Raw genomic sequence first — 25007 nt, forward strand, 5'->3', positions numbered from 1 at the left:
CGAATTAAACGTCCGCCGGAGTATCACTCGTTCGGTGCGGTCGCTACCCTTACAACCCACGGCCGCACAGGGACGACCATGCGAGGATTCGATCAGATCGACACCGTCGGGGTCGTCGGCGCCGGCACGATGGGCAGCGGAATCGCACAGGTGGCCGCCACCGCCGGCTACGACGTGGTGATGCGCGACATCGAGGACTCCCTCGTCGCCGACGGCTTCGACCGCATCGACGACAGCCTCTCGCGGTTCGTCGAGAAAGAACAGCTCTCCCGCGAGGAGGCCGACGCCGCCGTCTCCCGAATCACCGGCACGACCGATCTCGCGGACCTCGCCGACTGCGACTACGTCATCGAGGCCGCGGTCGAGAACATGGAGATCAAACAGGACATCTTCGCGGACCTCGACGCGGCCGTCGACGACGACGTGATCCTCGCGACCAACACCTCCACGCTCTCGATCACGACCATCGCGTCGGCCACCGACCGGCCGGAACTCGTCGTCGGCCTGCACTTCATGAACCCCGCGCCGATCATGGAGGGACTCGAACTCGTCGTGGGCGAGAAGACGACCGACGCGGCCGTCGAGTGCTCGCACGCCCTCGCCGAGGACTTCGGCAAGACGACGTGGGAGTCCGACGACAAACCCGGCTTCGTCGTCAACCGAGTGCTGATGCCGTGGATCAACGAGGGCATTCGCGCCTACGACGAGGGCGTCGCCGACAAGGCCGACATGGACTCGGGGCTCAAACTCGGCACGAACGTCCCGATGGGGCCGCTCGAACTCGCCGACCACATCGGTCTCGACGTCTGTCTCGACGCCAGCCAGACGCTCGCGGAGGAACTCGGCGACCGCTACAAGCCGCCGTACCTACTCAAGCGGAAGGTCGACGCAGGCGATCTGGGTCGGAAGACGGGGAAGGGCTTCTACGAGTACGAGTAACGGATTGACCGACGCCGTCACCTACCCGTCCGTCCGACTCGTCCTCGACCTCCACGAACAGGTCGTCGCGGAAGGTGACGCTACGGAACCGGGCGTCCGGTCGGAAGCTGCAGTCGAATCAGCGTTGCAGTACGTTTCAGAGGGGTTCTTCGGTGAAGTCCCCGAATCGACCCACGAAAAAGCGGTGCATCTGATGCGACTGCTCGTCGCCGATCATCCGTTCGTCGACGGAAACAAGCGAACGGCACTCCGGACGGTAGTCGTCTTCTACATGCTGAACGGATACACGTTTGACTACGGCGACGAGATCCGTACGTTACTTCGCCGCTTCGCGACCGACGAAGCCGAGGTGGACATCGAGACGGCAGTCGTCTACTTTCGGAGTTGCACTCGGCGGAACTGATAAACGGACGCGACGAGTAAGCGCAAAACAAGAATGGCGTCCAGTACCGATGCCTCGTCGGTCGACAAAGAGGTTCGCCGCCTGTACGAGCGGTATCAGTCCGCCGAGAGCGACGAGGAACGCCGCGAAATAGCACTGGAGATGGGGGCACTCGACGGACGCCGCCACGCCGACATCTACGACGCACTCGAAGACGAGTGACCGATCCGGGGCGGCCGCGGTGCGCGTACCGCTCGATACCGGCCCCTTTTCTACACGCACCACCTCGTACCCGTCGATGGAAGTCGCCATCCTCACCGTCGGCGACGAGGTACTGTCGGGCGATACGGCGAACGCGAACGCGACGTGGCTGGCGTCACGACTCACCGACGCGGGCGCGACGGTCGCCCGCATCCTCACCCTCCCCGACGACCGCGCGGCCATCCGCGAGACGGTCGAGACGTGGCGCGAAACCTTCGACGCCGTAATCGTCACCGGCGGCCTCGGCGGCACCCACGACGACGTGACCGCGGACGCCATCGCGGACGCCTTCTCCCGTGAGCTGGTCGTCCACCCCGCGGTCCGCGAGGACGTGATCGAGACGGTCGCCGCCTACCGCGACCGGAATCCGGACCTCGTGGAGGCCCACGACCTCGACATCGACGTGGACGCGTGGGCGGCGTTGCCCGAGGGGAGCCGACCGCTCGTGAACCCCGAAGGCCTCTGTCCCGGCTGCGTCCTCGACACCGTCTACGCCTTCCCCGGCGTCCCCGCGGAGGTGCGGGCGCTGTTCGACCTCGTGGCCGGCGAGTTCGGCGGCGACGCCGTCTCGACGACGCTCTACACCCCTCAGCCCGAGGGGTCGATGGTCGAGGCGGTCGCCGGCGTCCGCGACCGGTTCGACGTGACCGTCGGCAGCTACCCCAGTACGGAGACGCGCAACCGAATCAAGCTGACCGGCACCGACCCCGACGCCGTCGCCGCGGCGGCCGCGTGGCTCCGCGACCGGATCGACGTCGTCGAGGGGCCCTAACTCCCTATCACGAGTGATTCTGCGGGCCGTGCGTTTAACCCCTCCCCATCCGTCGCTCCGACCAGATGATCGAGGTCGAAGGCCTCCGCAAGACCTACGGCGACTTCCCCGCCGTCGTCGGCAGCACGTTCGACGTGGACCGCGGCGAAATCTTCGGGATCGTCGGCCCGAACGGCGCGGGCAAGACGACGACGCTGAAGATGATCGCCGGCCTCGTCGACCCGAGCGTGGGGACGGCCACCGTCGCCGGCGTCGACGCCGGCAATCCGGAGATGCGGCACTCGCTCGGCTTCCTCCCCGAGGAGTCACCGCTCTACGAGGACATGACCGCCCGGTCGTATCTCGACTTCTTCGCCGACCTCTACGACGTGCCGGAGGGCGAGGCGAGCGAACGCATCGAGCGGACGCTCGACCGCCTCGAACTCGACCACCGTGATCGCCGCCTCGGCGACGTATCGAAGGGCATGAAACGCAAGGTCGCCATCGCGCGGTCGCTGGTGAACGACCCCGACGTGCTGATCTACGACGAACCCGCGAGCGGCCTCGATCCGCTGACGACCAACTACGTCCTGGAGTTCGTCCGCGAACTCCGCGACGCGGGCAAGACCGTCCTCTTCAGCGCACACAACCTCTATCACGTCGAGAGCGTCTGTGACCGCGTCGCCATCATGAACCGGGGCGAAATCGTCGCCCGCGGCACCGTCCCCGAAATCCGTGACGAGTACGGCACCACCGAGTACCGCGTGTTCACGTCCGTCGCCGTCGACGGCGCGGCACAGGAGGGGGACCGCCACGTCGTGACCGTCGACGACATGGCGGCGGTGGAGGACGTGCGCGAACGCGCCGCCGCGGCGGGCGGCGAGGTGGTGGACATCCGCACCCGCGAACCGAGCCTCGAAGACATCTTCCTCGACTTGGCGGCGGACGCCGACCCCGACCCACGGGGTGGAGCGTGAGCGGCCGTCTCGACCGACTCCGGGAGGGCCTCCGCGCCGTTGCCCGCATCGCGCGCTGGGAGACACGACGGAGCGTCGGCGTCGTCGACCGGCAGACGGCGGTCCTCGGCTTCGTGGCTCTCCTCCTCGCGGGCGCCGTCGGCGGGGCGGCCATAGCCACCGGCGGCGTCGCCCTCGACCGCGACGTGTATCGGGTCGGCGTCGACGACGACAGCCCCTACCACGAGGTCGTTCGGGAGAGCCCCGCGCTGGCGGCGCAACCACCCGATATCGGCCGACTGGGTCGGGAGGTCGAAGTCGTCGTCAGCGACGGCCGCGTCTACGTCGCCGACTCGAAGAAGGCGCGTGCGGCGCTGTCGACGTTCCGCTCCGCCGTCCGGAGCCGGAACCTCCAACGGATGCGCGAAGAGCCAAACGAGTCGGCCGCGTTTCCGGTCGTCGTGACCCTGCAGTACGTCGAGCGGGGTCCAGACGGTGTCGTCGCGAGCGGGGGTGGGGGCGGGAGCGGCGGCCGCGCCAGCGACGGCGACGGCGACGGCGGCGTCAACTCCGGGACGAGTGACGGGAGCGACGACGGCGGCGCCGGCACCGGGAGCGGGGGCAGCGACGGTGGGGGCAACGACGGCTTCGGCGCCGCCGCGAGCGGATCGACCGGCGACGGTCCCCTCGGCGTCCCCAGCTTCGGCGGCGTCGCTGGTGGCCTCCTCGGCGGTGGCACCTCCGGGTCGCCGGCCGACATCTCCCCGCCCTTCCCCTTCGGCGCGCTCGTCCTCGCGTTCGTCTTTTTCATCCCCATGAACTTCGTCATCCAGCCCTACGGGAGCACCGTCCTGAACGAACGGATCAACCGACGGGGCGAACTCCTGCTGGTCGCCCCCGTCTCACCGACGGCCATCGTCGCCGGGAAGACGCTGCCCTACCTCGCCACCCTCGTCGGGATCACGGCGGTCGTCGCCCTCGCCATCGGCGGCGGGCCGGTGAGCGTCGCCGCCGTCGCCCCCATCGCGACGCTGTATCTCGCCGCCACCTTCGTCGGCGGTATGTTCGCCCGGTCGTTCAAGGAGCTCACCTTCGTCACCGTCTCCATCTCCGTCTTTCTCACCTCCTACGCCTTCGTCCCCGCCATCTTCACGAACGTCACGCCCATCGCGCTCATCTCGCCGCTGACGCTCGTCGTCCACGACCTGCAGGGGACGGGCGTGACGGCCGCCGAGTACGTCTTCTCGACCGGGCCCTTCTACGTCGGCTCCGCGGTCTGCTTTCTGCTCGGTATCGGCGTCTACCGCGAGGAGGACATGTTCACCCAACGGCCCGTCCCGCTGAAGTTCCTCGACGCGCTCAACAGCCGGATCACCGGGCTGCGGTCGGTGGCCGTCCTGAGCTCGCTCTCCATCCCCTTCGTCTTCATCGCCGAACTCCTCGCCATCGCCGTCCTGTTCGTCCTGCCGGTGGAGGTGTCGGTGCCGCTGCTCCTCGTCGCCGTCGCCGCCGTGGAGGAGGTGGCGAAAAGCGTCCACGTCTACGCCGGGTTCCGGGGGCCGTTCGCGGGGCAGCGAGGGTGGCGGACTGCGCTCGTCCTCGGCGCGCTCTCGGGACTCGGCTTCTTCGTCGGCGAGAAGCTCACGGCCATCGTCCAGTTCGTCGGCCTCCCGAACCTGACGCTCGGGCGGGCGGCGTTCTCCTCGGCGGGTATCGCGGCGACGCCGGCGCTCGGCTTGCTCCTCCTGCTCGCCCCACTCGCCCTCCACGCGACGACGACGAGCATCGCGGCGCTCGGGGCGACGCGGAATCGGTCGACCTATCTGGCGGCGCTGGTTCCGGCCGTCGCCGTCCACGCGGCCTACAACCTCGCGGTGGTGAGTGTCCTTGGGTGACCCGCGCCTGACCATCGCGCGGCGGGAACTGGCGACGCTGCGGTCGGAGAAGACCATCGTCCTCGCCCTCCTGATTCAACTGTTCATCGCCGCCTTCTCCTCGTTTCTCGTCGTCGGTCTCGTCTCCCTGTACGATCCGGGGAGCGTCGAGGGCTACGAGACGACGGTCGGCGTCACCGGCGACGCGGCCGACGACCTGCTTCGCGTGGTCGACGAACAGCCGTCGATGGCGGGCACCGCCTACGACTCGCAGGCCGCGGCGCGGACGGCGTTCCGGAACGGGGAGGTAGACGCCGTCCTCCTCGCCGACCGGCGGGCGGGGCGGGTGTTCGTGACCGCCACGGTGCCCGACGGGTCGGTCCGGACGACGGTGATCGTCGTTCAACTGCGGGACGCCCTCTCGACGTTCGAGCGGACGGAACGCGACGACAGGGCGTCGTTCCTGTCGTCGACGCCGCTCGACCTCCCACCCCGAGCCGGGTCGACGCCCTACTACGGGTTCAGCTACACCGTCCTGTTGCCCCTCCTCTGCTTTCTCCCCGTCTTCATCAGCGGGTCGATGGTCGTCGACTCGGTGACCGAGGAGGTGGATCGGGGGACGCTCGAACTCCTCCGGGTCGCACCCGTCTCGACCGTCGATATCGTGGACGGTAAGGTGTGGGCGTCGGCGGCGCTCGCACCCGCTCAGGCCGGCCTCTGGCTCGCCCTCCTCGATTTCAACGGGACGACCGTCCGCCACCCGCTCGCGCTCCTCGCCGTCGTCGCCGCGCTCGCCCTGCTGGTGGTGACCCTGGGCGCGACCATCGCCCTCCTCTCCCCTGATCGGCGCGCGGCGCAGTTCCTCTACGCCGTCGGCGTGCTGGTCGCGTTCGGAGGGTCGACGCTGCTCCCGTACAGTCCGGTCAACACCGTGGCCCGCCTCGCCGTCGACAGCGTCGGCGCGACCTATCCGCTGCTCGTCGCGGGCTACGTCGCCCTCGGCGTCGCCGCCTACGTCCTGCTCCGGCGGGCGGTGCCGCGGATCGAACTGGGGGCGTGACTCCCCGGCCCCGAAACACACTCAAGGCCGGCGGTGAAGGCACAGGTATGGGACTTGGAAGTACGGCGAAGAAGCTTCAGCAGATCGCCGACATGGCCGAGGACGTGTACGCCCGCCTGAACCAGCTCCGCGAACAGGTCACCGAGACGCGGGAAACCGTCGAGGAGACGAAATCGCGGGTCGACGAGATGGATCACGAACTGGCCGAACAGCGGGCCATCGTCGAAGCCCTCGCCGAACGGGAGGGGATCGACGTCGACGCCATCACCGCGGAGGTTCACGTCGTCGACGCCGAGTCGGAGGCCAGCGATAGCGAGTCGACGACCGGTGACGCCTAGTCGCGCAGTCGGCCGTGTTCGACCTTGAGGCACCGATCCTGAACGACGGTGAGCCCGGCGTCTCGGGCACGCGCGACCGCGTCGTCGTCGCGGATGCCTAACTGGAGCCAGAGCCCCTCCACGTCGCCCCGCCGTTCGACCCGCTCGATCACCGCGTCGACGATGCCGCTCACTTCCTCGCTCGGGCGGAACACGTCCACCAAGTCGACGCGTTCCGACACGTCGGCGAGGCTGTCGGCCGCCTCGCGACCGAGCACCTCGTCGCGGTGTGGGTTGACCGGGACGATTTCGTAGCCCTGCCGCTGGAGGTACGCGGGCACGTCGTGGGCGGCCTTCCCGGGCGTGGCCGAACAGCCGACGACCGCGATGGTTTCGGCGTCGAGCAGAGTTCGGATGTCGGCTTCGGTGGCGTCGGTCATGGGGGGCGTACTCGGTCCGGCGGAATGAATGGCACGCTCGGGGATCACCGAGACGGTCCGTCTCAGATATCGGGGAGGTTCGCGGTCGGCTCGCCGTCCTCGTGGGTCTCGACGACGCCGTCGAACAGCTGTTTGAGGGTGTTCATCGTCTTGTCGTCGTGGGCGGTGGAGTCGATGGCGTAGAGGCCGAGGCCGTCGACGCTCTGGACCCGCCCAGTGAAGACGTGCAGGAAGCGAAAGACCGTCTGGAGATCCGAATACATCAGGAGCGTCGACAGCGAGTCCAGAAACACGCGGTTGCGCTCGATGTCCTGTCGTTCGTAGAACTCCTCCAGCAGTTCGGAGAACTTGATCCCGACGCCGGTCATGTCGACCGGCGAGGAAGTGTATCGCACCTGTGCCTCGTCGCGGGCCTCGCTGACGCCCTGCTGTCGGGTGACGCAGTCGACGACGGCGACGGGGCGGTCGACGTACTCGAACCGCTCGCCGAGCGTCTCGAACACCCGTTTGGCGCCGTCGGTGTTGCTGACGACGATTGCCCCCTCGTCGTTTCGAACGCCCGCGGCGAGGATATCGAAGGCGAGCTGTTTCTTTCCGGTGAGCGCGGGGCCGGAGAGAAGCAGGTTCGACCCCGGTTCGACCTCGACATCGAGCGGGGGGCCAAGATCATACATTACGAACCCTCGCAGGGACGAACGGATAGGGGAGAGCCTCCCTGCGACCGACACGACTCACCGGAAATCATGAGGTAGTATGATCATATAGTGAGCCGGTAATATTCTTTTTGATTGCGTAGAATCGAAGGATGGGGCGCTGATGATGTGAACCCGACGTATCGGGTCGTCTGTGGGGAGACGACGACTCCGTCGTGGGGGTGCCGCCGTCGGGTGGAGCCGCACGGTTTAACACACCACGCCACCGACGGGGTGACGATGGCAACAGCGCAGCCGACCGTGCTCCTCGTCGACGACGAACGGGACGTCGTCGACGTCTACGCGCTCGCGTTCACCGGTGGCGAGTACACCGTACTGAAGGCGTACAGCGGCGAGGAGGCACTCGAAAAGGTCGACGACGCCGACATCGTCCTGCTCGACCGTCGAATGCCGGGACTCTCCGGCCAAGACGTACTCGACGAGATCAGAAACCGCGGGTTGGACGTTCGGGTGGCGATGGTGACGGCCGTGGATCCCGACTTCGATATCGCCGACATGGACTTCGATACGTATCTCACCAAGCCGGTGAGCGACGACGAACTCCGCGCCACCGTCGACGAACTGCTCACCCTCTCGGAGTACGACGAGCAGGTTCGTGAGCGGTTCGCCGTCGCGGAGAAGTTGGCGGTGCTCGAAGCCGAAAAGACCGAGAACGAACTGAACGCGAGCGCCGAATACGCGCAGTTACAGGCGCGGGCGGCAGAGCTGGACGCCAAGTCGTCGGAAACCTTCGGATCGATGACCACGGAGACCTTCGAGAAAGCGCTGTCGGAACTCGACGACGGAACGAACACCGAGTAAACGAGCGCGAGGTGCGTTCAGGCGTACTTCGCGACGACGTTCAGAATCTCGTCGAGTTCGTCGCCGTCGAGCGAGTAGCGGCCGTGAGCGAACACCGACCGGAGCTCGTCACGATCCTGCGGGAGCAGGTCGGCGATTTTGAACGCGGCCTCTTCGTCGACCTGTTCGAGCTCGAGCAGTGCCTCGGCGAGTTCGCGAGATTCGTCGCCGTCGAGGACGGCGAACGTGTTGACGTGCTCGATGGCGCGGGCGAGCTCGTAGCGCATCTCGCGGTCCACGTCGGCGGCCCGCTCGGCTTCGACCTCGGCGAGGAGTTCCTTGACCTCGGAGACGGTGACGTACTCCTCGTCGAGCTTCTCTTTGAATATGGTCATCGGGCGCTACTGCTGGGCCGTGAGGTGTGCCGGGCGCGCGATGAGCGTCTTGTCCTTGCCGCCGTCGTTGATCTCCACTTTGAACGCGCGGCCCTGCGTCCCGACGACGGTGCCGGTGTGGCCGTTGAAGCGGGGATGGAACCGACCCTCGGAGACGCTGGGGTCGATCTTGAGGTGAACTTTCTGACCGGTCTCGTACTCCTGAATCGCGCGCTGGGGCGGGGAGGCGCCGCGCTCTCGGGGGTCGTTCGAGAGCTTGCCGCGCGTCCCCTTCAGCGGTCCGTTCGAACTCGGCATTATGTGCGTGATTACTCCCGTGGTGGTTATAAATGGTGCGTTGTTAGATGCGGCCGACGTTCTCGACGGCGACGCTCTCGACGCCGTCGACGCCGGAGAACGACTCCTCGACGGCTTCCGTCCCGCCCGCGTCGTCGGGGACGATGACCGTCGGCAGGAGCGCCACGAGGCCGAAGGCGACTTCGTCGCGTTCGAAGCCGTTGATCTTCGCGCCCTCGGGGAGCGACGCCTCGAGTCGGTCCTGCAGGTCGTCGAGGTCGATGTCCGGGCTCTGCGGCATGACCTTCATCTTGGCGGCGACCTTCCCCATCGTTACGGCCCCCGGAACCCGCAGTCGGGACACTCGTAGAGGTTGCTCTGCTTGCGGCACTTCGCACAGCGGTAGATCTGTTGGCCGCAGTCCGGACATTTGAACGCGGCGGCGCTCATCCCGGAGATGTTGATCCCACAGGAGACACACTGGCGCTCCTGTTTTCCTTCCGTCTGGCTCATACCCGTACGAACCCGCCCGCGGGTTTTAATCGTTGTCTTTCGGGTCAGGTCGGCGGCCGGTGCATTACCCCGGCGCCCGAAACGCCTTCAGCCTGAACCGCAGGACGACTGCCTCCACCGCCGCCGGCTCGCCGGCCCACGCGACCCGCACCTCCGTGAGTCGGTACGAGGGGCCGACCGGGACGACCGTCGTCGACAGCGTGGCCGTCCAGCCGGGTCCCTCGATGGTTCGGTCGTCCACCTGCTCGCCGCCGAGCGCCTCCAGATACCGGATCGCCTGTTCCGGGGTGACCCCGCGGAACCCGTGGGTGACCCGGAGCTCGCCGTCGGTCTCTGATCGGTCGAGGGGTGGAATCGCCGATAGGGCGGACTCGCGCTTCCGGTCGGCCGGTGAGGGTGTCTGTGTACTCATCGCTGTTCACCGTCTACTAGTTAGCTCTCTGAGAATACGGCACTTCCTACGGTTCCCGCCGACCGGGAATCGCGGCAGGCGTCACGCCAGCACGATGGCGGGAACGAGTACGGCCATCAGGTGGACGCGGCGCACGCCGAGGACGGGCGGGAGGAGGCCGACGACGGCCGCGAGCGCGAAGATGGCGAGACCGAGACTCCCCGCGAACAGATAGGCGAGGACGACGAGCAAGCCGCCCGTGGCGAGACACACACGCGCGTAGTCGAGGCGGCCGACCGTCCGGAGGTACGCGTCGCCGACCGAGACGACGAGCGCGAACCCGGCGGCCGCCGCGAGACAGACCGTTCCGAGGAGGACGCCCGCCGACGCGACGGTGTCGGCCCGATCCATCGCGACCATCACGCCGGTTCGGGGCGTGCCGAGCGCGAGGAGGGCAAAGAGGGCGAAGACGGTGTTGGCCGTGTTGGCGCCGCTGGAGGCGACGAGAAAGCCCCGGGCGCCCGACTTTCCCGGGACGGCCGGGAGGACGAGCACCGTCCCGACGGCGGCGGAGACGCCGGGGAGGTAGCCGACGAGCGCCCCCGCGCCCGCCCCGGCGCTCGCGGTTCCGAGCACCGTCCGCGGATCGAGGGTCACCGTCGGGTCGGCCTGTGGCGGGACGCCCTCGCCCGAGAGCGCCTCGATCAACACCGGCGCGCCGAACAGGCCGGCAAACAGCGGCGCGAGGACGCCGCCCGCCGCGACCGGTCCCGTCGGCTCCAGATCGAGGACGAGCCACCCCAATCCCGCGGCGACGCCGATGGTCGCGACGGCGGCGAGCCGTCGTCGCCACGTCGGTTCGGTGGCGACGAGGAAGGCGCCCACCGCGGCCAAGAGGACGGGAAGGTGACGACGGAGCGTCGGGTAGAACGCCTCGACGGCGCGGGTGACGGGAACCGCGACGAGGAGGGCGACGACGACGGCGAGGCCGCTGCCGAGCGCCGACAGTCGGAGGGCCTCCCGGCCGCGGCCGTCGAGGACGAGACGGTGCCCCGGCAGCGTGACCGCCGCCGTCGCCGGGTCGGGCACGCCGAGCGTGAGCGCCGGCACCACGTCGAGGAAGGTGTGGACGACGCCCGCGGCGAGCATCGCGGCGCCGAGGGCGACGGTCGGTCCCGGCAACGACGGGACGACCGACGCCAGTAGGAGGGCGAAGTTGTTGGCGTGGAGGCCGGGCGTCAGCCCGCTACAGGTGCCGAGAGCGACGCCGAGGAGCGCGTAGGCGAGCGCCGTCGTCCCGACGGTGGGCGTGGCGGCCGGCACGGGGAGCATCCCGCGGGAGTGGCCGCCCCCTCGCTTTTGAACCTACGCGTCGCTACGCGGATCGTGTCGTCAAAAAAGTGGATCGCACAGAGTGCGGTGGGCCGATCAGCCGAAGAGTTCGCCGAGACCCTCGCCGCTGGCCTCTTCGTCCTCGTCCTCTTCTTCGTCGGCGGCTTCCTCTTCCTCGGCCTCGTCGGCGGCCTCGTCGCCCTCGTCGTCGTCGTCGTCGCCACCGGCCGCACCGCCAGCGGCGCCGCCCGCGGCGGGCGCGGCGGCGGCCGTGTCGATGGCCTCCTCGATGTCGACGTCCTCGAGGGCGGCGACCAGCGCCTTGACGCGGGACTGCTCCACGTCGACGCCGGCGGCTTCGAGGACCGCGGTCACGTTGTCTTCGTTGATCTCTTCGCCGGTCTCGTTCAGGATGAGTGCTGCGTAAACGTATTCCATTGTTCTGAATTAGCCGAACATCGCGCCGAGGCCTTCGGCGCCGTCGCCGCCGTCGTCTTCGTCGTCGTCGTCGGCGTCGTCGGCGTCGGTATCCTCGTCGGTGTCCGTCTGAGTGTCTTCGTCTTCGTCGCTCGATTCGTCGTCCGTCTCCTCGGCCGCTGCGGGCGCTTCCACGCCGCGCAGTTCCTCCGGAAGCGCCTCGTCGTCGTCGATCAGGGCCGCGAGCGCGCGGACCTGACCGTCGGCCTTGGCCACGAGGTCCGGCACGAGTTCGGGGTCCTCGATGGCGGCGAAGAGACCGACCGATTTGGCCTCGCCAGCCGCCTTGGCCAGCAGGGTGCCCGCCGTGCGGGCCGTCGGGTACGCCGCGTTGACCGAGAGGTTGCGCGCGGCCGCCGCGGCCGACTCGACGTCGGCGCGGTACTCGTCGACGTCGATGGCGAGTTCGTCGGGCTCGAACAGGACGCCCTCGGAGTACACCGAGCGCAGGTCGAGGCCGACTTCCTTCGGCTCGATGCCGAGTTCGCCGAGGACGTTCGCGAGTTCGTCGCTGACCTCCTCGCCGGTTTCGAGCACCGTCGAATCGGCGGTGACCCTGATCGACCCGTCCATGATGCGGGCTTCCGCGCCCACCTGCTGGAGTTCGCCCACGAACGGACCGGGGTCGATGCCGGTGTCGCCCTCGGGGATCACGATGTCGTTGGGGGCGATTTCGCCCGCGTTGATCGGTGCGGGCGTCTTCGACGCCTCGAGCTGCTGGTAGAGTCCGAACGGGTTGTCGTTGGTCCCGATGAGCGCGACCTGTCCGGAGACGAACTCCGTGAGCTGTTCGAGGCCGTCGTCGACGTCCTCCAGCGCGCGGCGGGTGAGCGTGTTGCGGCTCATCCGCACCTCGGCGCTGCCGTGGAGGTCACGGCGCATGTTCTGGAGCTGTCGGCTCGGAATGCCGGCGACGCCGACGATGCCGACGCTGGCGTAGGACTCGATGAACTCGACGAGTTCGTCGACCTCCGCCTGTTTCCACTGCGGGATCGTCTCGGTCTTGCGGACCGCTTCGCTCTCGCTCATGCCTCTACCTCCACGGACGGTCCCATGGTGGTCTTGACGTAGATGGAGTCGATGTTGAGCGGCCCCTTCTCGAGGGCGGCTTCGAGACGACGGACGATCACGTCGATGTTGTCCGCGATCTCCTCGGCGTCCATGTCCTGCGCGCCGACGCGCGTATGGAACGTGCGTCGGTCGCGGCTCCGGAGTTGGACCGTGTTCTTCATTCGGTTGACCGTCTCGACGACGTCGTCGTCGGGCTGGAGCGGCGTCGGCATCTTGCCGCGCGGCCCGAGGACGGTCCCGAGATAGCGACCGATATCCTGCATCATCGACGCCTCGGCGACGAAGAAGTCGGTTTCGTCGGCGAGGTCCTTGGCGGCGTCGTCGTCGTCCCCGAGGTCTTCGAGTTCGTCGGGGCTGAGGACGTCGTCCGCCACCTCCTCGGCACGGAGTGCGGTCTCACCGGTTGCAAAGACGACGATCTGCGTCTCCTGGCCGGTACCGGCCGGCAGGACGACGCTCTCGTCGACGCGATTCGACGGGTCGTTGAGATCTAGGTCGCGCAGATTCACGGCGAGGTCGACCGTCTCGCGGAAGTTCCGCGGCGGGGCCTCGTCGAGTGCGCGATTGACTGCTTCCTCTATTGTATCTGCCATCTTTCACCTCCGTAGTACGCTAAATGCTCCTACGGGTCAGTGAAACAGGCGTGGGCCTGTCTCATCGGAAGGTGGAGGAAGTTGGACTTAAGTCCGTCGAAGCATCGGCGGCGACGCCGCCGAAGACGGGCGTTTCGTGGGACGAGTCCCCACTCAGGGAGCGGACGTCGCGGTCGGCCGACAGACGTGAACCCCGTCGTCGGACAGCGTCAGCCACACCTCGTCGCCAACGGCCGGGGCGTCTTCCGCGAACGCGTCGATGTCGACATCGTCGACGGCGAACGTCACGCGGTGACTGGCGTCCTCGCGGACGACGCGTTCGACCGTGGCGCGCACGTCGCCCTCGGAACCGAACTCGACTGCCTCGGGACGGAGGGCCACCACGTCGTCGCCCGACACGTCGAGCGCCGAGCGGATCGAGGGTGCGTCGTCGAGGTCGATCACGTTCGACCCCGTGAATCGGGCGACCATTGGCGAGTTCGGGCGGTGGAAAATCTCCTCGGGCGTGCCGCTCTGGACGACCTGCCCGTCGTTCATCACGGCGATACGGTCGGCGAGGGCGCGGGCGGTGGTCCGGTTGTGGGTCACGTACACCGCCGTCGCGTCCGCCAGTACGTCCGCGAGGTCGTCACGGAGCGACTGTCGGGTCGGCACGTCCAGCGCCGCGAGCGGTTCGTCGAGCAGCATCACCTCGGGACGGACCGCGAGCGCCCGCGCCAACGCGACGCGCTGTTGTTCGCCCCCGGAGAGGGTCGGCGGGTAGCGGTCGGTCAGGTCGTCGACGCCGAGCTCCGCCAGCAACTCGCCGCCGTCGCGGGTGTCGTCGTGATAGCGGCTCCCGAAGTCGACGTTCTCCCGGACGGTCATGTGCGGGAAGAGCGCGTAATCCTGGAAGACGAACCCGAAGTCGCGCTTCTCCGGCGGAGTGTCGCTTACCCGTTCCCCGTCGAGGGTGACCGGGCCATCGTGGGAGTGAAAGCCAGCAATCGTTTCGAGAAAGAGCGTCTTTCCGCTCCCGCTGGGACCGAGGATCACGAGGCTCTCGCCCCGTTCGACCTCGATTTCGGCGTCGACGTGGAACGACTCCGCTCCGTCGGCGGTGAACGTCGCCGTCACGTCGGCGCGGAGGCTCATACGACCCCTCCAGTCGTGGCGCTGTCGCTCGTCAGATACCGGATGAGCAGGAAGATGAGCGCCGAGACGCCGAGCAAGATGAACGCGACGGCACCGCTTTCGGCGAGTCCGCCCTGCAGGTACGTCCCGTAGACGAACACGGGCGCGTGCTGTGTCGTCACCTCGCCGCCGGCGGGGGGATAGAAGAAGGAGACGGAGTAGGCGACGACGGCGACGGCGCCGAACTCGGAGACGGCGCGTGCCCACGCGAGGACGCCGCCGGTGACCATCCCCCGAATCGCGAGGGGAGCGGTCACCCGACGGAACGTGTTCCACCGACTCGCGCCGTGGATCCGCGAGGCGTATTCGAGGCGGTCGTCGATCGATTCGAACGCCTCGCGCGTGGCGTTGACGGCGTAGGGTGCGCTCACGAACGTCATCGCGAGGACCATCCCGATCATGCTCCCGAGGACGGTGACGTTCGGGAACGCGCCGCCCTGTCCGAAGCCGAAGAGGATGAGGATGCCCGCGACGCTGTGGGGGACGACCAGCGGCAGGTCGACGAGGCTCTCAACCAACTGTTGGCCGGCGAACCCCTCCGAGAACAGGTGCGCGAGCGGCACGCCGAACGCCAGGCTGACGATGGCCGCCAGTAGCGGGCCGTAGACACCGAGATAGAGCATCCGGTGCACGTCGGAGCTGAGCGCCTTCTCGACGACGATGGACGGCTGCTGGCGGGCGACGAACATGAACAGCGGGAGCCCGAGCGCGACCATCAGGATGCTCCCCATCGTCGCGGTGGCGACGACGAAGGTGTCGCCCCGGAGTACGTACGCCGTGACCGCAGTGCTCCCGATCATGAAGAAGGCGTACCACGTCGGTCGCCCGATGGTGTACGCGCCCGCGAAGGCGAGTCCCTGTATCGCGACGAACGCCACGGCCAGCGATACCCGTCCGGCCCCGTCCAGCGAGAATCGTGTCTCAGTGCTCGTAGCCATTGCTATCGTTATTCCCATTCAGAAACATAGCTGTGTCGGAGCGGAGTGCCCCGTTACAGTTCGAGCGGGCCGAGGTTACTCTGAGCGGAGGCGACGTCCATCACGCGGTCCGGAACGGCGTCCTGCCCGCTCTGAGGGACCACGATGGGTTCGACCGGGACGAGACCCAGATCCTCGAGGACGGACCGACCCTCGTCGGTCGCGAAGTACTCGATCCACGCGGCGCCCGCCTCGGGGTTGGGCGCGACGTTCGGGACGGTCATGCCGTACGCGATGGGCGCGCCGGTGAACGTCCCGCTGTCGGTTTCGACTTCCGCCTTCGCGTAGTGTTTGGCGTACTTGCTCGTCGCCTGCGAGAGGTCGACCTCGGGCTGGAGGTCGATGTAGGGCATATCGGCCGTACTGGAGATGGACTGGTAGTAGAACGCGTAGTCGAGAGCGCCGGACTCCAGCTGTCCCTTGAGCTTCGTCTCCGTTCCCGTCGGCACGGTGGAGTTCTCGCGGAGCTTCTCGTAGGTGGACTGGTCGTAGAGCGACGAGCCGTCGAACTCCTCGGCGCCGAGTTGCTGGGTCATGACCGCACGGTAGCCACCGGGGTCGACCGCGGGGTCGGAGTGACCGATGGTCACGTCGTCGCGCGAGAGAACCTCCCACCAGTTGTCCTTCGAAATTTCGTCCGCGCCCGGCGAGTCCTCGCGGTACTGGATCGACATCGAGTTCGTCGTGAAGATGCTGTACCAGTCGCCGTAGTCGGGGACGATCCGGTCGCGGATGAGCCGGAAGTCGGAGGTGCCGAGCACGGACGCCCGACGGCCCTGCTGGGTGATCTTCTGGGTCGAGGCGACCGACCCCTTCGGCTCGCGGTTCACGTCGACACCGTACTCCTCCTCGAACGTCGGTTCGGCCTCGCTGAACGCCGCCGCGAGGCTGCCGGCGTGGAAGATGGTCATCGAACCGCTGACCTCGGCGGGGGTGCTGGTCGCCGTGTCCGTCGCCGTCGGGTCGCCACCGGAGTCCATCGACTCCTCCGTCGCCGTCGCGGTGGCCGTCGGATCGCTTCCGCCACCGCCACCGCCACCGCCGGAACAACCCGCGAGTCCCGCCATTCCGGCCGCACCGAGCCCCTTCAGCACGTCGCGCCGCGAGCGTCCCCGAACGACCTGCTTCCAGTGTTCCTTCTGTGTCTGCAGCCAGTCTGGCGCCTCCTCTCGTTGTGTCATGGGTAGCATAACGGCGTTATTATTTATGGGACATAATGTCTTTGGATTCCTCGGGTCGAACGACTCACGGGGACGGTGATGCAGGAACTGGACGCTGCGACCGATCAGTACACCAGTTCGCCGGAGACGAACTTCGCAGTCCGTTCGTCGGTCGGATTCTCGAACACCTGCTCGGCCGGACCGAACTCCGCGATGCCGTTCCCCAGGAGGACGGCGACCCGATCCGCGATGCGTTCGGCCTGGTGCATGTCGTGGGTGGCGATGCCGACGCCGATACCCCGATCACGGGCTTCGAGGACCGCGTCCTCGATGAGGTCCGTGTTCCGCGGGTCGAGGTCGGAGGTCGGTTCGTCGAGGAAGAGATAGTCGGGGTCGTACGCGAGCGCCCGTGCGAAGGAAACACGTTGAGCCTCGCCGCCGGACAGCGAGCGGGCTTCCTGGCCGAGTTTGTCGCTCAACCCCACGAGTTCGAGTGCCTCCGTGACCGCCTCGGGCGTCCCGTTCGACCCCAGGACCGACCACAGTTCCTCGCGGAGTCGGTCGCCCCAGGGCTGGCGCACCCGGAGGCCGTACTCGACGTTTCGCTCGACCGTGGCGTCGAACAGGCTCGCCTCCTGAAACACCATGCCGATCCGGCGGCGAAGTTCCAGTCGCGTCTCCTCGGAGAGCGACCACACGTTTTGCCCGTCGAGCGTGACGGCGCCCTCGGTCGGTTCGAGGAACAGGGCGAGGACGCGGAGGACGGTCGTCTTGCCGACCCCCGACGGGCCGATGATCGCGACCACCTCGCCGGGATCGATCGAGAGCGAGAGGCCATCGACCACCGTCTCGTCGCCGAAGGCGTGGGAGACGTTCGAGAGCCGGACCATCACTGCATCACCCCCTCGTCGCCGAGGCGGACGACGATGGCGTTGACCGTCAACACGATGGCGAGCAGGACCGCCCCGAGCACCATCGCCGTGTCGTACTGTCCCTGTCGCGCCTCCAGCTGGATGGCCGTCGTCAGCGTCCGCGTACTCGAGATACCGCTGGAACTGACGATGTTGCCACCGACGATGAGGACGGACCCAACCTCGCTGATGGCGCGGCCGAAGCCGGCGAGGACCGCCGTGGCGATGCCGTAGCGGGCCTCCTTGATGACGACCAGCGCGACGTCGAGTTTCGTCCCGCCGAGGACGTGGGCCGCGTCGCGGACGTTCTCGTTCACGCCCGTGATAGCCGCGAGGCTGATGGCCGTGATCGGCGGCGTCGCGAGGACGAACTGTGACATGATCATCGCTTCCTTGGTGAAGATGAGTTCGAGTGGTCCCAACGGTCCCTGATTCGACACGGCAAAGAGGACGACCAGCCCGACAACGACGCTCGGAAAGCCCATCCCGGTGTTGATCACCGACTTCACGAACTGCTTGCCCCGAAAGTCGGTAAAGCCCATCACCATGGCGACCGGGAGGCTGAACAGCGTGCTGAGCGTCACCGCGATGACGCTGACGTACAGCGAGACGTAGATGATGCTCCGGACGTAGCCCTCGCGAAACGGGGAGTCGACGACGACCGGAAGCAGCTGTGCGACCGGTTCGAGTGGCACGGTCACTACTCGGAGGAGTCGCTACTCCAGCCTTCCGGAACGTACTGCTGGAAGTCGGGGTTCTCCGAGACCGCTTCCGGGAAGAACAGCTGCTCGCCGTTCATCTGGTAGTTCGAGATGGCGTCCTGTGCGCCGGGGCTGGTGATCCAGCCGATGTAGGCCATCGCGAGGTCGTAGTTGGCGTTGTCGTGAACGCCGGGGTTGACCGCCATGATGCCGTACGGGTTGGCGAGAATCTCCGGCCCGCCCCCGATGGGACCCTGCACGAGGATGACCAGATCGATCTCCGAGCGCTGGGAGATGAAGGTTCCGCGGTCCGAGAGCGTGTAGGCGCCCTGCTGGTTGGCGACGTTTAGCGCCTCGCCCATGCCGGTCCCGGTCTCCTGGTACCAGTCGCCGCCCGGGTCCGTCCCGGCCGCCTCCCAGAGGTTCAGCTCCTTGGTGTGGGTTCCCGAGTTGTCGCCGCGGGAGACGAACGTCGCCTCCGCCTCCGCGATGGTCGTGAGCGCCTCCGTCGCGGAGCTCATACCCTGAACGCCGGCCGGATCGCTCTCCGGGCCGACAATCACGAAGTCGTTGAACATGAGGTCGCGGCGGTTGATCCCGTAACCGTTGCGCATGAACTCGTCTTCCAGCCCGCGGGCGTGGACCATCACCACGTCGGAGTCGCCGTTCCGGGCGGATTCCAGCGCCGCGCCGGTCCCCTGGGCCACCGCGTCGACGGTCACGCCGTACATCTCCTCGAAGTCGGGGTGAATCTCGTCGAGCAGTCCCGTATCGTAGGTGCTCGTCGTCGTCGTCAGCGTGAGGGTCTCGCCGGCGACGCCGGCGCTACTGCCCCCCTCGCTCTGTCCCCCGCCACCGGTTCCGGAACACCCGGCGATGCCTGCGAGCGCTCCCCCACCGAGTGCCGCGATGAACTGCCGCCGTTGTATCGACATGGAAACAATGTTGGAAAATGTCGATAATGTAGTTTTCGGTTATTATCGCATTGAATAATTAGTATCGTTTTCGTAACGCAATCGTTCGACGTTTCGCGTCGTCCCCACAGCCGCGGCAAAGTCTTTCATATCGGCCTCTCAATCAGGTCCATGGAGTTCTCGACGGAGTTCGACGCCCGAATCGGGCACGGCGACGTGGCACTCGCCGCGCGCGACGTGGAACTGTTACGGGCTATCGACGACCACGGGTCCATCAACGCCGCCGCGACGGCGCTCGGTCGGTCCTACTCCCGGGCCCAACAGCGGATCGTCGAGTTGGAGGGCGCGTTCGGCGACCTCGTCGAACGCAAACGCGGTGGGTCGGGGGGCGGCGGGAGTCGGTTGACCGACGATGCCCGGTCCCTTCTGTCGCGCTACGACCGGCTGCGCGCGGAGTTCGGCGGCGTCGCCGAGACGGCCGAGACGGTGCTCGCCGGGCGGGTCGTCGAGCGGGAGGGGGAACTCGCGACCGTCGAGACGGCGGCCGGGACAGTGCGGGCGCTCGTCCCGCCGAACGGCGACGAGGTGCGTCTCACTCTGCGAGCGGACGCGGTCACGCTCCAGTCGCCGTCGCGGTCGCCCGACGCGGACCGCACCAGCGCCCGCAACCGTCTCCAGGGAACGGTGCTCACCATCGACGCCGGCGAAACGGTCGCGCTGGTGACCGTCGACGTGGGTGGCGAAGTCGAACTGTCGGCGCTCGTCACGACCGAGAGCGTCGAGCGACTGAACCTCCACCGCGGGACGCCAGTGGTCGCCTCGTTCAAGGCCACGGCGACGCGGGGCGTCCCGAGCGCCTAGGGGCCGACGACCAGCACGGGCGTCGTCGCCGCCCGCAGGACGCGTTCGGCGACGCTTCCGAGGAGGACACGCTCCACGCCCGTCCGGCCGTGACTTCCGAGCGTCACCAGGTCCACCCCCGCTTCGTCGGCGTAGTCCAGGATCGCCTCGTGTGGACGCCCCGTCCGAACGGCGACGGTGGCGTCGACGCCGGCCTCGCGGGCACGCGCCGCGAGGGATCGAGCGGGGGCGTCGTCGTCGCCGACGGTCAGGACGTGGAGGCGAGCACCGCTCGCCGCCGCGATGGCGACGGCGTGTGCGCTCGCGCGCTCGGCCCCGTCGCTCCCGTCCGTCGCGATCAGGATCTCGTCGACCGTCGCGTCGCTCTCGACTTCGCGGACCGTCAGGACGGGGACGTGGGCGGTACGGAGGGTCCGCTCTGCGAGGCTACCGAACAGGTAGCGGTCGACGCCCGAGCGGCCGTGGGTCCCCATCGCCACGAGGTCCGTGTCGTAGTCGTCGATGGCCGAGGCGAGGACCGCCGACGGGCGCCCCTCGACGACGTGTGTCTCGACGGGGACGGGACTCTCCGCCGCGACCCGGTCGACGTCGGCCCGGGCTCGCTCGTGGAGGCGCTTCTCCTGACGGCGGATCAAATCGTCCACGTCGCCCACCGCGTCGGTGACGAAGCGGTCGGGGTCGACGATAGAGAGGACGTGAACGGTCGCGTCGAATCGCTCGGCGAGCGCCAGCCCGTAGCGCGCGGCAGTGCTCGCGGCGTCGCTGCCGTCGGTCGGGATCAGGATGGAGTCGTACATGATTAGCTCCCCGCCACGTCGGCGGTCGGGGTCGACTCGTGGCGCTCGATCAACCGCACCGTCACCAGCGCCGCCGGCAGGATGCCGAACGCCGCGATAAGCGACAGCGCGATGGCGAAGACGGTCGTCACGCCGAAGTTCGCGAGCACCGGGAACTGCGAGACGGTGAGGACGCCGAAGCCGAAGATGGTGGTGAAACTCGACCCGATCACCGGCCGGGAGAGCTTCGCCACCGCCGTCGTCGCGGCGTCGAGGCGGGACTGCCCCCGTTCGGCCACCTCGTACTCGAACCGCTCGAAGACGTGGACCCCGTAGTCGATGCCGATGCCGAGCGTCAGCGACGACATCGTGATCGTCAGGGGGTTCCACGGGATGCCGACCAGATACATCGCGCCGGTCACCAGCAGGGCGGCGCTGCCGGCGACGGCGGCGATCAGGACCGCCGAAATCTTCACCGACCGGAAGGCGATGGCGAGGAAGGCGAAGCCGAGCGCGAAGCTCAGCAACGTCATCGGCGTCAGCCCGGCGGTGACGTTCTCGATGACGTTGCGGTTGAGGACGGGCTTGCCCGTCACCCGCACCTCGTCGGCCGTCGTCAGCGTGTAGTCGGCGTTGCCCTCGAACTCGTCGATGAGCGTCCGGACCGGCTCGCCCTCCACGTCGTCGACGTAGAAGGTGAGCAGGAGTTTGCTGGGGTGCTCCGAGGGATCACGGATCGCCGTCGGTCCGTCGTCGCGCGCCGCTCGAAGACTCGCGTCGAGAGCGTACTGCGTCTCGGGGATCGACCCGCCGTTCTGCATCCCTACCGCGGTCACTGGACTCGACACCGCGTTCACGTTCGGATTCTCCAACATGAGTCGCTGGTAGGTGGCCACCTCCCGGAACGTCTCGGGGGTGTACGCTTGGTCGGTTTCGACGACGACGTAGATGACCTTCGAGCCTTCGACGGTGTCCTCCAGCCGCTCCAAGTCCTCCTTGGCGTCGAGGTTCTGGGGCCAGAAGTCCATCATCTGCTGGCGGGGTTCGACCTGCGGGTAGGCGTAGGCGCCCCCCGACACCAACAGGAAGGCGATCAGCAGCGTCACCAGCGGCTTCCCCGCGGTCACGCGGCGGGTCAACAGTCCGGTCAGGGCTTCGAGGCGGTCCTCGTCCGACTCCCCGCTCGCGTCCGCACCCGCACCGGCGTCGAACCGAACCAGCAGGGCGGGCAGCAGCGTCACCGAGAGGACCATGCTCGCGAAGACGCTCACGGCGCTCGTGACGCCGAACTGCTGGACCGGCGGAACTTGGGAGACGAGCAGCGATCCGAGGCCGACGACGGTGGTGCCCATCGCGATGAGGAGCGCCCGGCCCGTCGTCCGCGTCGCCAGCCCCGCCGCCTCGACGGGCGAGCGGTCGCTCGCCCGCTCTTCGAGATAGCGCGTCTGAATCTGCAGGCCGTAGTCGATGCCCAAGCCGAGGGCGATGGGCATGACGCCGAGCATGATGGCGTTGAAGTTGTAGCCGAGGACGCCCATCGCCCCCATCATGTAGATCAGCGCGGTCATCGCCGTGCCGAGCGGGAGGAAGACGTGCCAGCCGCGCTCGACTTTCGAGCGCATGACGAGGTAGACGACGCCGAAGATGAGCGCGAACGCGCCCGCGAACAGCGTGATCATCTCGGGGAGCATCAGCCCGAAGGCGGCGTTCTCGAAGACCGGTTGGCCGGTGATCGTCACCGACAGACCGGGGGGGAGCGCCGCCAGTGCCGTCTCCTCCTGCACCTGCCGGTAGACGATGTCGGAGCCGCGTTCGGGGAGCAGCCGCCCCCGGTCGAAGGTGTCGACGTCACCGTAGTCGGCGAGGATGATCGTCGTTCCGGCTTCGGGGACGACCTGCGCGCGAAGCCCCGCCATCTCGGGATTGGTGGCAGTGGCACGGTCCAGCGCGCGGCGGACGCCCGTCTCCGTCGCCGGAATCTCGCCGTCGTTGCCCGCCCGCACCAGGTCCGCGAGGCTGATCACCCGGTTCGTCTCGTCGAGCGCCGTGTAGCGTCGGTCGAGACGGTCGATGGCCCGAATCGTCTCGGGGTCGTACAGTTGGTCGGACTCGACGACGACGAAGACGTTGTTGCCCGTCTCGAAGTCGTCTTTCAGGGCCGCCCACTCCTCCGCCGTCTCGGAGTCGTCGTCGATGTAGAGGGTCATCCCCATGCTCATCTGGAGCGAGGTGGCGGCGATGCCCCCCGAGAGGACGATCAGTACGAGGACGACGGCGACGACGGGTCGGGGATCGCTCGCGCTCGTCCGCCCCAGCGTCTCCAGTCCGTCCCTGACGCGAGTGCCGAGATCCGACATTTACAGGCCCAGGAACTGCAGGATGGAGGCGATCAGTCCACCCCGCTTCTCGGTCACTTCGACGGCGGTCGGTTCCACGTCGGTGACGACCGTTCGCCCGAAGCTGTTGTCGTACTTGACGGTCGTATCGAGCGAGTAGGTCTTCGGCGTCGCCGCGCCGTCGACGCTCACGGTGAAGGTGACCGTCGTCGACTCGCCGGGACCGAGTTCGCCGACGTAGGCCGTGTCGTCGTCGGTTTCGAACGGCGTGTTCGCGTTGATCCGGGCGACGGCGTCGGTCATCGTGCCCTCGCCGGTGTTGGTGACGGTCACCTCGATCGTCTGGGTCGACCCGGCGGCCACCGTCGGCGACCCCGACGTGTCGACGGTCATCTCGGGACCGACCGTGACGGGCACGGTCAGCGGGTCGCTCTCGACCGTCTCGCGGTAGGCGTCCTCGTAGGCGACGGTGAACTCGAGGGGGTAGTCCTGTGCGATGGCACGGTCAGCCACCTCGAGTTTGAACTTCGCCGTCGCCGTCTCGCCCGGAGCGAGCGTGCCGAGGCTGGCGCTCGTCGAGAGCGGCGAGAACGGCTCCATCGGCGCCAGGAGCGCGCGGGCGTTCGTCACGGGGCGGTCGCCGGTGTTCGTCACCGACAGCGTCACGGCGCCCGTCGAGTCCACGTAGAGGTCGGTGGTCGTCGCCGAGAGGTCGAAGGTCGGCGCGTCCGCGACGGTCACCCGTCCGGTGCGGACCTGTGACTCCCGGACCACGCCGTTGCTGTCCTCGTAGCGCAGTCGGAAGGGGACGGCGTAGGTGTCCGTCGACTCCGTCTCGGCCACGCCGACGCGGAACGCGGCCGTCGCCGTCTCGCCCGGGGCGAGCGTGCCGAGCGACAGGCCGTTCGTTCGCGGGGTCAACTGGTCGCTCCCCTCGATCAGCAGTTCGGCGTCGGTGGCCGTCTCGGTGCCGTCGTTGCGGACGGTCACCACGACGCGCCCGTCCTCCTTGGCGTGGAGGTTCTCGCCGCTGACGGACTCGATGCCGAGCCTGACCGTGGGTTCGATTCGGACCGTCACGTGCGTGCGGTGGGTGACGTCACGGCGGGTGACGAACGTCTCGTCGCCGTCGACGCTCACGGCCCGTACGTACTGGTAGTCGAGCGTGACGGGAATTCGGTAGGTGCCGGGCGTGGCGTTCTCGGCGACTTCGAGTTCGAGCGCTGCGGTCCCCTGTCCCTCGGGCGAGATGGTTCCGACGGGTTGCTCGCCCGACCGGAGGGTCACGGGGGCCGATCCCGATCCGAACGAGGCCGTCGTCGCCATCGCCGCGCCGGGGGTCACGCCCGCCGTCCGGAACGCCGAGGCGAGTTCGCTGACCTCACCTTCCGCGTTCGTCACGGCGGTGCCGCGGTTCTGAATCCCGACCTGAAGCGTCGTCGTCTCGCCCGGGACGAGGACGTTCGACCCACTGATCGACGTCCGCAGTTCGGGTTCCTGATGCTCGCTGTATCGCGCCGCGGCGGCCGGCGTCGCGACGGCCGCCGACACCAGCAACAGCGTCACCAGCGCCGCGAGTGCCGTTCGTGCGTCGTAATTCATTGTTGTGCCCAATATACACAATACTCACTAATAAACTCGTCGCACTGGTCGGTCTCGACACGAACGATTGTGGAT

At 67.8% G+C, this 25007-nt stretch carries 30 protein-coding genes; 10 read left to right on the forward strand and 20 right to left on the reverse strand.

Features of this window, described 5'->3' with window-relative positions; genetic code table 11:
• Nucleotides 1-78 precede the first annotated feature (78 nt).
• The 8 genes from DU484_RS12845 (at nucleotide 79) to DU484_RS12875 (ending at nucleotide 6561) form a co-directional block, all read left to right on the forward strand.
• The gene (locus DU484_RS12845) at nucleotides 79-939 is read left to right on the forward strand and encodes a 3-hydroxyacyl-CoA dehydrogenase family protein (RefSeq protein ID WP_114606126.1); all 861 of its coding nucleotides are present in this window, start codon (nucleotides 79-81) and stop codon (nucleotides 937-939) included.
• Nucleotides 940-943: 4 nt separating this feature from the next.
• Nucleotides 944-1342, forward strand: a complete 399-nt coding sequence (locus DU484_RS12850) for a type II toxin-antitoxin system death-on-curing family toxin (RefSeq protein ID WP_114586390.1) — start codon at nucleotides 944-946, stop codon at nucleotides 1340-1342.
• 33 nt (nucleotides 1343-1375) lie between these two features.
• A complete protein-coding gene (locus DU484_RS20030) occupies nucleotides 1376-1543 on the forward strand; it encodes a hypothetical protein (RefSeq protein WP_187347703.1) in 168 nt (55 codons plus the stop codon).
• Between the two features lie 76 nt (nucleotides 1544-1619).
• Nucleotides 1620-2354 (forward strand): competence/damage-inducible protein A, encoded by a 735-nt coding sequence (locus DU484_RS12855; RefSeq protein ID WP_114606127.1) that lies wholly within the window; start codon nucleotides 1620-1622, stop codon nucleotides 2352-2354.
• Nucleotides 2355-2419: 65 nt separating this feature from the next.
• Nucleotides 2420-3310, forward strand: a complete 891-nt coding sequence (locus DU484_RS12860) for an ABC transporter ATP-binding protein (RefSeq protein ID WP_114606128.1) — start codon at nucleotides 2420-2422, stop codon at nucleotides 3308-3310.
• Nucleotides 3307-5184 (forward strand): ABC transporter permease family protein, encoded by a 1878-nt coding sequence (locus tag DU484_RS12865; RefSeq protein ID WP_114606129.1) that lies wholly within the window; start codon nucleotides 3307-3309, stop codon nucleotides 5182-5184. The genes DU484_RS12860 and DU484_RS12865 overlap by 4 nt, the downstream gene beginning before the upstream one ends.
• The gene (locus DU484_RS12870) at nucleotides 5177-6223 is read left to right on the forward strand and encodes an ABC transporter permease (RefSeq protein WP_114606791.1); all 1047 of its coding nucleotides are present in this window, start codon (nucleotides 5177-5179) and stop codon (nucleotides 6221-6223) included. Before DU484_RS12865 ends, DU484_RS12870 begins: the two co-directional genes overlap by 8 nt.
• Nucleotides 6224-6270: 47 nt before the next feature.
• The gene (locus DU484_RS12875) at nucleotides 6271-6561 is read left to right on the forward strand and encodes a DUF5798 family protein (protein WP_114586395.1); all 291 of its coding nucleotides are present in this window, start codon (nucleotides 6271-6273) and stop codon (nucleotides 6559-6561) included.
• Here DU484_RS12875 and DU484_RS12880 read toward each other — a convergent pair.
• Nucleotides 6558-6980 (reverse strand): CoA-binding protein, encoded by a 423-nt coding sequence (locus DU484_RS12880; protein WP_114586396.1) that lies wholly within the window; start codon nucleotides 6978-6980, stop codon nucleotides 6558-6560. The genes DU484_RS12875 and DU484_RS12880 overlap by 4 nt on opposite strands.
• Nucleotides 6981-7042: 62 nt before the next feature.
• Nucleotides 7043-7654, reverse strand: coding sequence for an RAD55 family ATPase (locus DU484_RS12885; RefSeq protein ID WP_114586397.1), 612 nt, complete (start codon nucleotides 7652-7654; stop codon nucleotides 7043-7045).
• Between the two features lie 258 nt (nucleotides 7655-7912).
• Between DU484_RS12885 and DU484_RS12890 the strand changes: the two genes are divergently transcribed.
• Nucleotides 7913-8494: a response regulator gene (locus tag DU484_RS12890; RefSeq protein WP_114606130.1), complete on the forward strand. Its 582-nt coding sequence runs from the start codon at nucleotides 7913-7915 to the stop codon at nucleotides 8492-8494.
• A 17-nt stretch (nucleotides 8495-8511) separates the two neighbouring features.
• Here DU484_RS12890 and DU484_RS12895 read toward each other — a convergent pair whose 3' ends face one another.
• From DU484_RS12895 to DU484_RS12965, 15 genes are all read right to left on the reverse strand, one after another.
• Nucleotides 8512-8868 carry an RNA polymerase Rpb4 family protein gene (locus tag DU484_RS12895; RefSeq protein WP_114606131.1) on the reverse strand — a complete coding sequence of 119 codons (357 nt, stop codon included), beginning with the start codon at nucleotides 8866-8868 and terminating at the stop codon, nucleotides 8512-8514.
• A 6-nt stretch (nucleotides 8869-8874) separates the two neighbouring features.
• Nucleotides 8875-9165, reverse strand: a complete 291-nt coding sequence (locus DU484_RS12900) for a 50S ribosomal protein L21e (RefSeq protein WP_114606132.1) — start codon at nucleotides 9163-9165, stop codon at nucleotides 8875-8877.
• A 43-nt stretch (nucleotides 9166-9208) separates the two neighbouring features.
• On the reverse strand, nucleotides 9209-9475 hold the full coding sequence (locus DU484_RS12905) for an elongation factor 1-beta (RefSeq protein WP_114586401.1): 267 nt from the start codon (nucleotides 9473-9475) through the stop codon (nucleotides 9209-9211).
• A gap of 2 nt (nucleotides 9476-9477) precedes the next feature.
• The gene (locus DU484_RS12910; RefSeq protein WP_049936424.1) at nucleotides 9478-9657 is read right to left on the reverse strand and encodes an HVO_2753 family zinc finger protein; all 180 of its coding nucleotides are present in this window, start codon (nucleotides 9655-9657) and stop codon (nucleotides 9478-9480) included.
• 64 nt (nucleotides 9658-9721) lie between these two features.
• Entirely contained in the window at nucleotides 9722-10069 is a 348-nt protein-coding gene (locus tag DU484_RS12915) for a hypothetical protein (protein WP_222844847.1), read from the reverse strand.
• 81 nt (nucleotides 10070-10150) lie between these two features.
• A complete protein-coding gene (locus DU484_RS12920) occupies nucleotides 10151-11380 on the reverse strand; it encodes a tripartite tricarboxylate transporter permease (protein WP_114606133.1) in 1230 nt (409 codons plus the stop codon).
• 96 nt (nucleotides 11381-11476) lie between these two features.
• Nucleotides 11477-11818: a 50S ribosomal protein P1 gene (gene rpl12p, locus DU484_RS12925; protein ID WP_114586403.1), complete on the reverse strand. Its 342-nt coding sequence runs from the start codon at nucleotides 11816-11818 to the stop codon at nucleotides 11477-11479.
• 9 nt (nucleotides 11819-11827) lie between these two features.
• Nucleotides 11828-12886: a 50S ribosomal protein L10 gene (locus tag DU484_RS12930; RefSeq protein WP_114606134.1), complete on the reverse strand. Its 1059-nt coding sequence runs from the start codon at nucleotides 12884-12886 to the stop codon at nucleotides 11828-11830.
• The gene (locus DU484_RS12935; protein ID WP_114606135.1) at nucleotides 12883-13521 is read right to left on the reverse strand and encodes a 50S ribosomal protein L1; all 639 of its coding nucleotides are present in this window, start codon (nucleotides 13519-13521) and stop codon (nucleotides 12883-12885) included. Before DU484_RS12935 ends, DU484_RS12930 begins: the two co-directional genes overlap by 4 nt.
• A gap of 153 nt (nucleotides 13522-13674) precedes the next feature.
• On the reverse strand, nucleotides 13675-14655 hold the full coding sequence (locus DU484_RS12940) for an ABC transporter ATP-binding protein (RefSeq protein ID WP_114606136.1): 981 nt from the start codon (nucleotides 14653-14655) through the stop codon (nucleotides 13675-13677).
• Complete coding sequence (locus DU484_RS12945; protein WP_114606137.1) at nucleotides 14652-15632, reverse strand: ABC transporter permease; 981 nt, start codon at nucleotides 15630-15632, stop codon at nucleotides 14652-14654. The genes DU484_RS12940 and DU484_RS12945 overlap by 4 nt, the downstream gene beginning before the upstream one ends.
• A 53-nt stretch (nucleotides 15633-15685) precedes the next feature.
• A complete protein-coding gene (locus DU484_RS12950; protein ID WP_222844848.1) occupies nucleotides 15686-16852 on the reverse strand; it encodes an extracellular solute-binding protein in 1167 nt (388 codons plus the stop codon).
• Between the two features lie 104 nt (nucleotides 16853-16956).
• On the reverse strand, nucleotides 16957-17721 hold the full coding sequence (locus DU484_RS12955; protein ID WP_114606138.1) for an amino acid ABC transporter ATP-binding protein: 765 nt from the start codon (nucleotides 17719-17721) through the stop codon (nucleotides 16957-16959).
• Nucleotides 17721-18437, reverse strand: coding sequence for an ABC transporter permease (locus DU484_RS12960; protein WP_114606794.1), 717 nt, complete (start codon nucleotides 18435-18437; stop codon nucleotides 17721-17723). The genes DU484_RS12955 and DU484_RS12960 overlap by 1 nt, the downstream gene beginning before the upstream one ends.
• 5 nt (nucleotides 18438-18442) lie before the next feature.
• Entirely contained in the window at nucleotides 18443-19378 is a 936-nt protein-coding gene (locus tag DU484_RS12965) for a substrate-binding domain-containing protein (protein WP_114606139.1), read from the reverse strand.
• 150 nt (nucleotides 19379-19528) lie between these two features.
• Between DU484_RS12965 and DU484_RS12970 the strand changes: the two genes are divergently transcribed.
• Nucleotides 19529-20218 carry a TOBE domain-containing protein gene (locus tag DU484_RS12970; protein ID WP_114606140.1) on the forward strand — a complete coding sequence of 230 codons (690 nt, stop codon included), beginning with the start codon at nucleotides 19529-19531 and terminating at the stop codon, nucleotides 20216-20218.
• Here the strand turns inward: DU484_RS12970 and DU484_RS12975 are convergent.
• The 3 genes from DU484_RS12975 to DU484_RS12985 are packed head-to-tail and all read right to left on the reverse strand — an operon-like array spanning nucleotide 20215 to nucleotide 24932.
• On the reverse strand, nucleotides 20215-21015 hold the full coding sequence (locus tag DU484_RS12975) for a universal stress protein (protein WP_114606141.1): 801 nt from the start codon (nucleotides 21013-21015) through the stop codon (nucleotides 20215-20217). The two genes, DU484_RS12970 and DU484_RS12975, sit on opposite strands and share 4 nt — an antisense overlap.
• Nucleotides 21016-21017: 2 nt before the next feature.
• The gene (locus DU484_RS12980) at nucleotides 21018-23351 is read right to left on the reverse strand and encodes an efflux RND transporter permease subunit (RefSeq protein ID WP_114606142.1); all 2334 of its coding nucleotides are present in this window, start codon (nucleotides 23349-23351) and stop codon (nucleotides 21018-21020) included.
• Entirely contained in the window at nucleotides 23352-24932 is a 1581-nt protein-coding gene (locus DU484_RS12985; RefSeq protein ID WP_114606143.1) for a COG1361 S-layer family protein, read from the reverse strand. It lies immediately after the preceding gene.
• Between the last annotated feature and the right edge of the window lie 75 nt (nucleotides 24933-25007).

Source organism: Haloplanus rubicundus (assembly GCF_003342675.1).
GTDB lineage: Archaea > Halobacteriota > Halobacteria > Halobacteriales > Haloferacaceae > Haloplanus > Haloplanus rubicundus.

Coding starts and splice junctions, on each gene's coding strand:
- DU484_RS12890 (WP_114606130.1), top strand. CDS start 7,913: ATGGCAACAGCGCAGCCGACCGTGCTCCTCGTCGACGACGAACGGGAC.
- DU484_RS20030 (WP_187347703.1), top strand. CDS start 1,376: ATGGCGTCCAGTACCGATGCCTCGTCGGTCGACAAAGAGGTTCGCCGC.
- DU484_RS12880 (WP_114586396.1), bottom strand. CDS start 6,980: ATGACCGACGCCACCGAAGCCGACATCCGAACTCTGCTCGACGCCGAA.
- DU484_RS12910 (WP_049936424.1), bottom strand. CDS start 9,657: ATGAGCCAGACGGAAGGAAAACAGGAGCGCCAGTGTGTCTCCTGTGGG.
- DU484_RS12875 (WP_114586395.1), top strand. CDS start 6,271: ATGGGACTTGGAAGTACGGCGAAGAAGCTTCAGCAGATCGCCGACATG.
- DU484_RS12970 (WP_114606140.1), top strand. CDS start 19,529: ATGGAGTTCTCGACGGAGTTCGACGCCCGAATCGGGCACGGCGACGTG.
- DU484_RS12885 (WP_114586397.1), bottom strand. CDS start 7,654: ATGTATGATCTTGGCCCCCCGCTCGATGTCGAGGTCGAACCGGGGTCG.
- DU484_RS12895 (WP_114606131.1), bottom strand. CDS start 8,868: ATGACCATATTCAAAGAGAAGCTCGACGAGGAGTACGTCACCGTCTCC.
- DU484_RS12945 (WP_114606137.1), bottom strand. CDS start 15,632: ATGGCTACGAGCACTGAGACACGATTCTCGCTGGACGGGGCCGGACGG.
- DU484_RS12975 (WP_114606141.1), bottom strand. CDS start 21,015: ATGTACGACTCCATCCTGATCCCGACCGACGGCAGCGACGCCGCGAGC.
- DU484_RS12900 (WP_114606132.1), bottom strand. CDS start 9,165: ATGCCGAGTTCGAACGGACCGCTGAAGGGGACGCGCGGCAAGCTCTCG.
- DU484_RS12985 (WP_114606143.1), bottom strand. CDS start 24,932: ATGAATTACGACGCACGAACGGCACTCGCGGCGCTGGTGACGCTGTTG.
- DU484_RS12915 (WP_222844847.1), bottom strand. CDS start 10,069: ATGAGTACACAGACACCCTCACCGGCCGACCGGAAGCGCGAGTCCGCC.
- DU484_RS12965 (WP_114606139.1), bottom strand. CDS start 19,378: ATGTCGATACAACGGCGGCAGTTCATCGCGGCACTCGGTGGGGGAGCG.
- DU484_RS12845 (WP_114606126.1), top strand. CDS start 79: ATGCGAGGATTCGATCAGATCGACACCGTCGGGGTCGTCGGCGCCGGC.
- rpl12p (WP_114586403.1), bottom strand. CDS start 11,818: ATGGAATACGTTTACGCAGCACTCATCCTGAACGAGACCGGCGAAGAG.
- DU484_RS12950 (WP_222844848.1), bottom strand. CDS start 16,852: ATGACACAACGAGAGGAGGCGCCAGACTGGCTGCAGACACAGAAGGAA.
- DU484_RS12980 (WP_114606142.1), bottom strand. CDS start 23,351: ATGTCGGATCTCGGCACTCGCGTCAGGGACGGACTGGAGACGCTGGGG.
- DU484_RS12940 (WP_114606136.1), bottom strand. CDS start 14,655: ATGAGCCTCCGCGCCGACGTGACGGCGACGTTCACCGCCGACGGAGCG.
- DU484_RS12920 (WP_114606133.1), bottom strand. CDS start 11,380: ATGCTCCCCGTGCCGGCCGCCACGCCCACCGTCGGGACGACGGCGCTC.
- DU484_RS12955 (WP_114606138.1), bottom strand. CDS start 17,721: ATGGTCCGGCTCTCGAACGTCTCCCACGCCTTCGGCGACGAGACGGTG.
- DU484_RS12860 (WP_114606128.1), top strand. CDS start 2,420: ATGATCGAGGTCGAAGGCCTCCGCAAGACCTACGGCGACTTCCCCGCC.
- DU484_RS12935 (WP_114606135.1), bottom strand. CDS start 13,521: ATGGCAGATACAATAGAGGAAGCAGTCAATCGCGCACTCGACGAGGCC.
- DU484_RS12905 (WP_114586401.1), bottom strand. CDS start 9,475: ATGGGGAAGGTCGCCGCCAAGATGAAGGTCATGCCGCAGAGCCCGGAC.
- DU484_RS12855 (WP_114606127.1), top strand. CDS start 1,620: ATGGAAGTCGCCATCCTCACCGTCGGCGACGAGGTACTGTCGGGCGAT.
- DU484_RS12930 (WP_114606134.1), bottom strand. CDS start 12,886: ATGAGCGAGAGCGAAGCGGTCCGCAAGACCGAGACGATCCCGCAGTGG.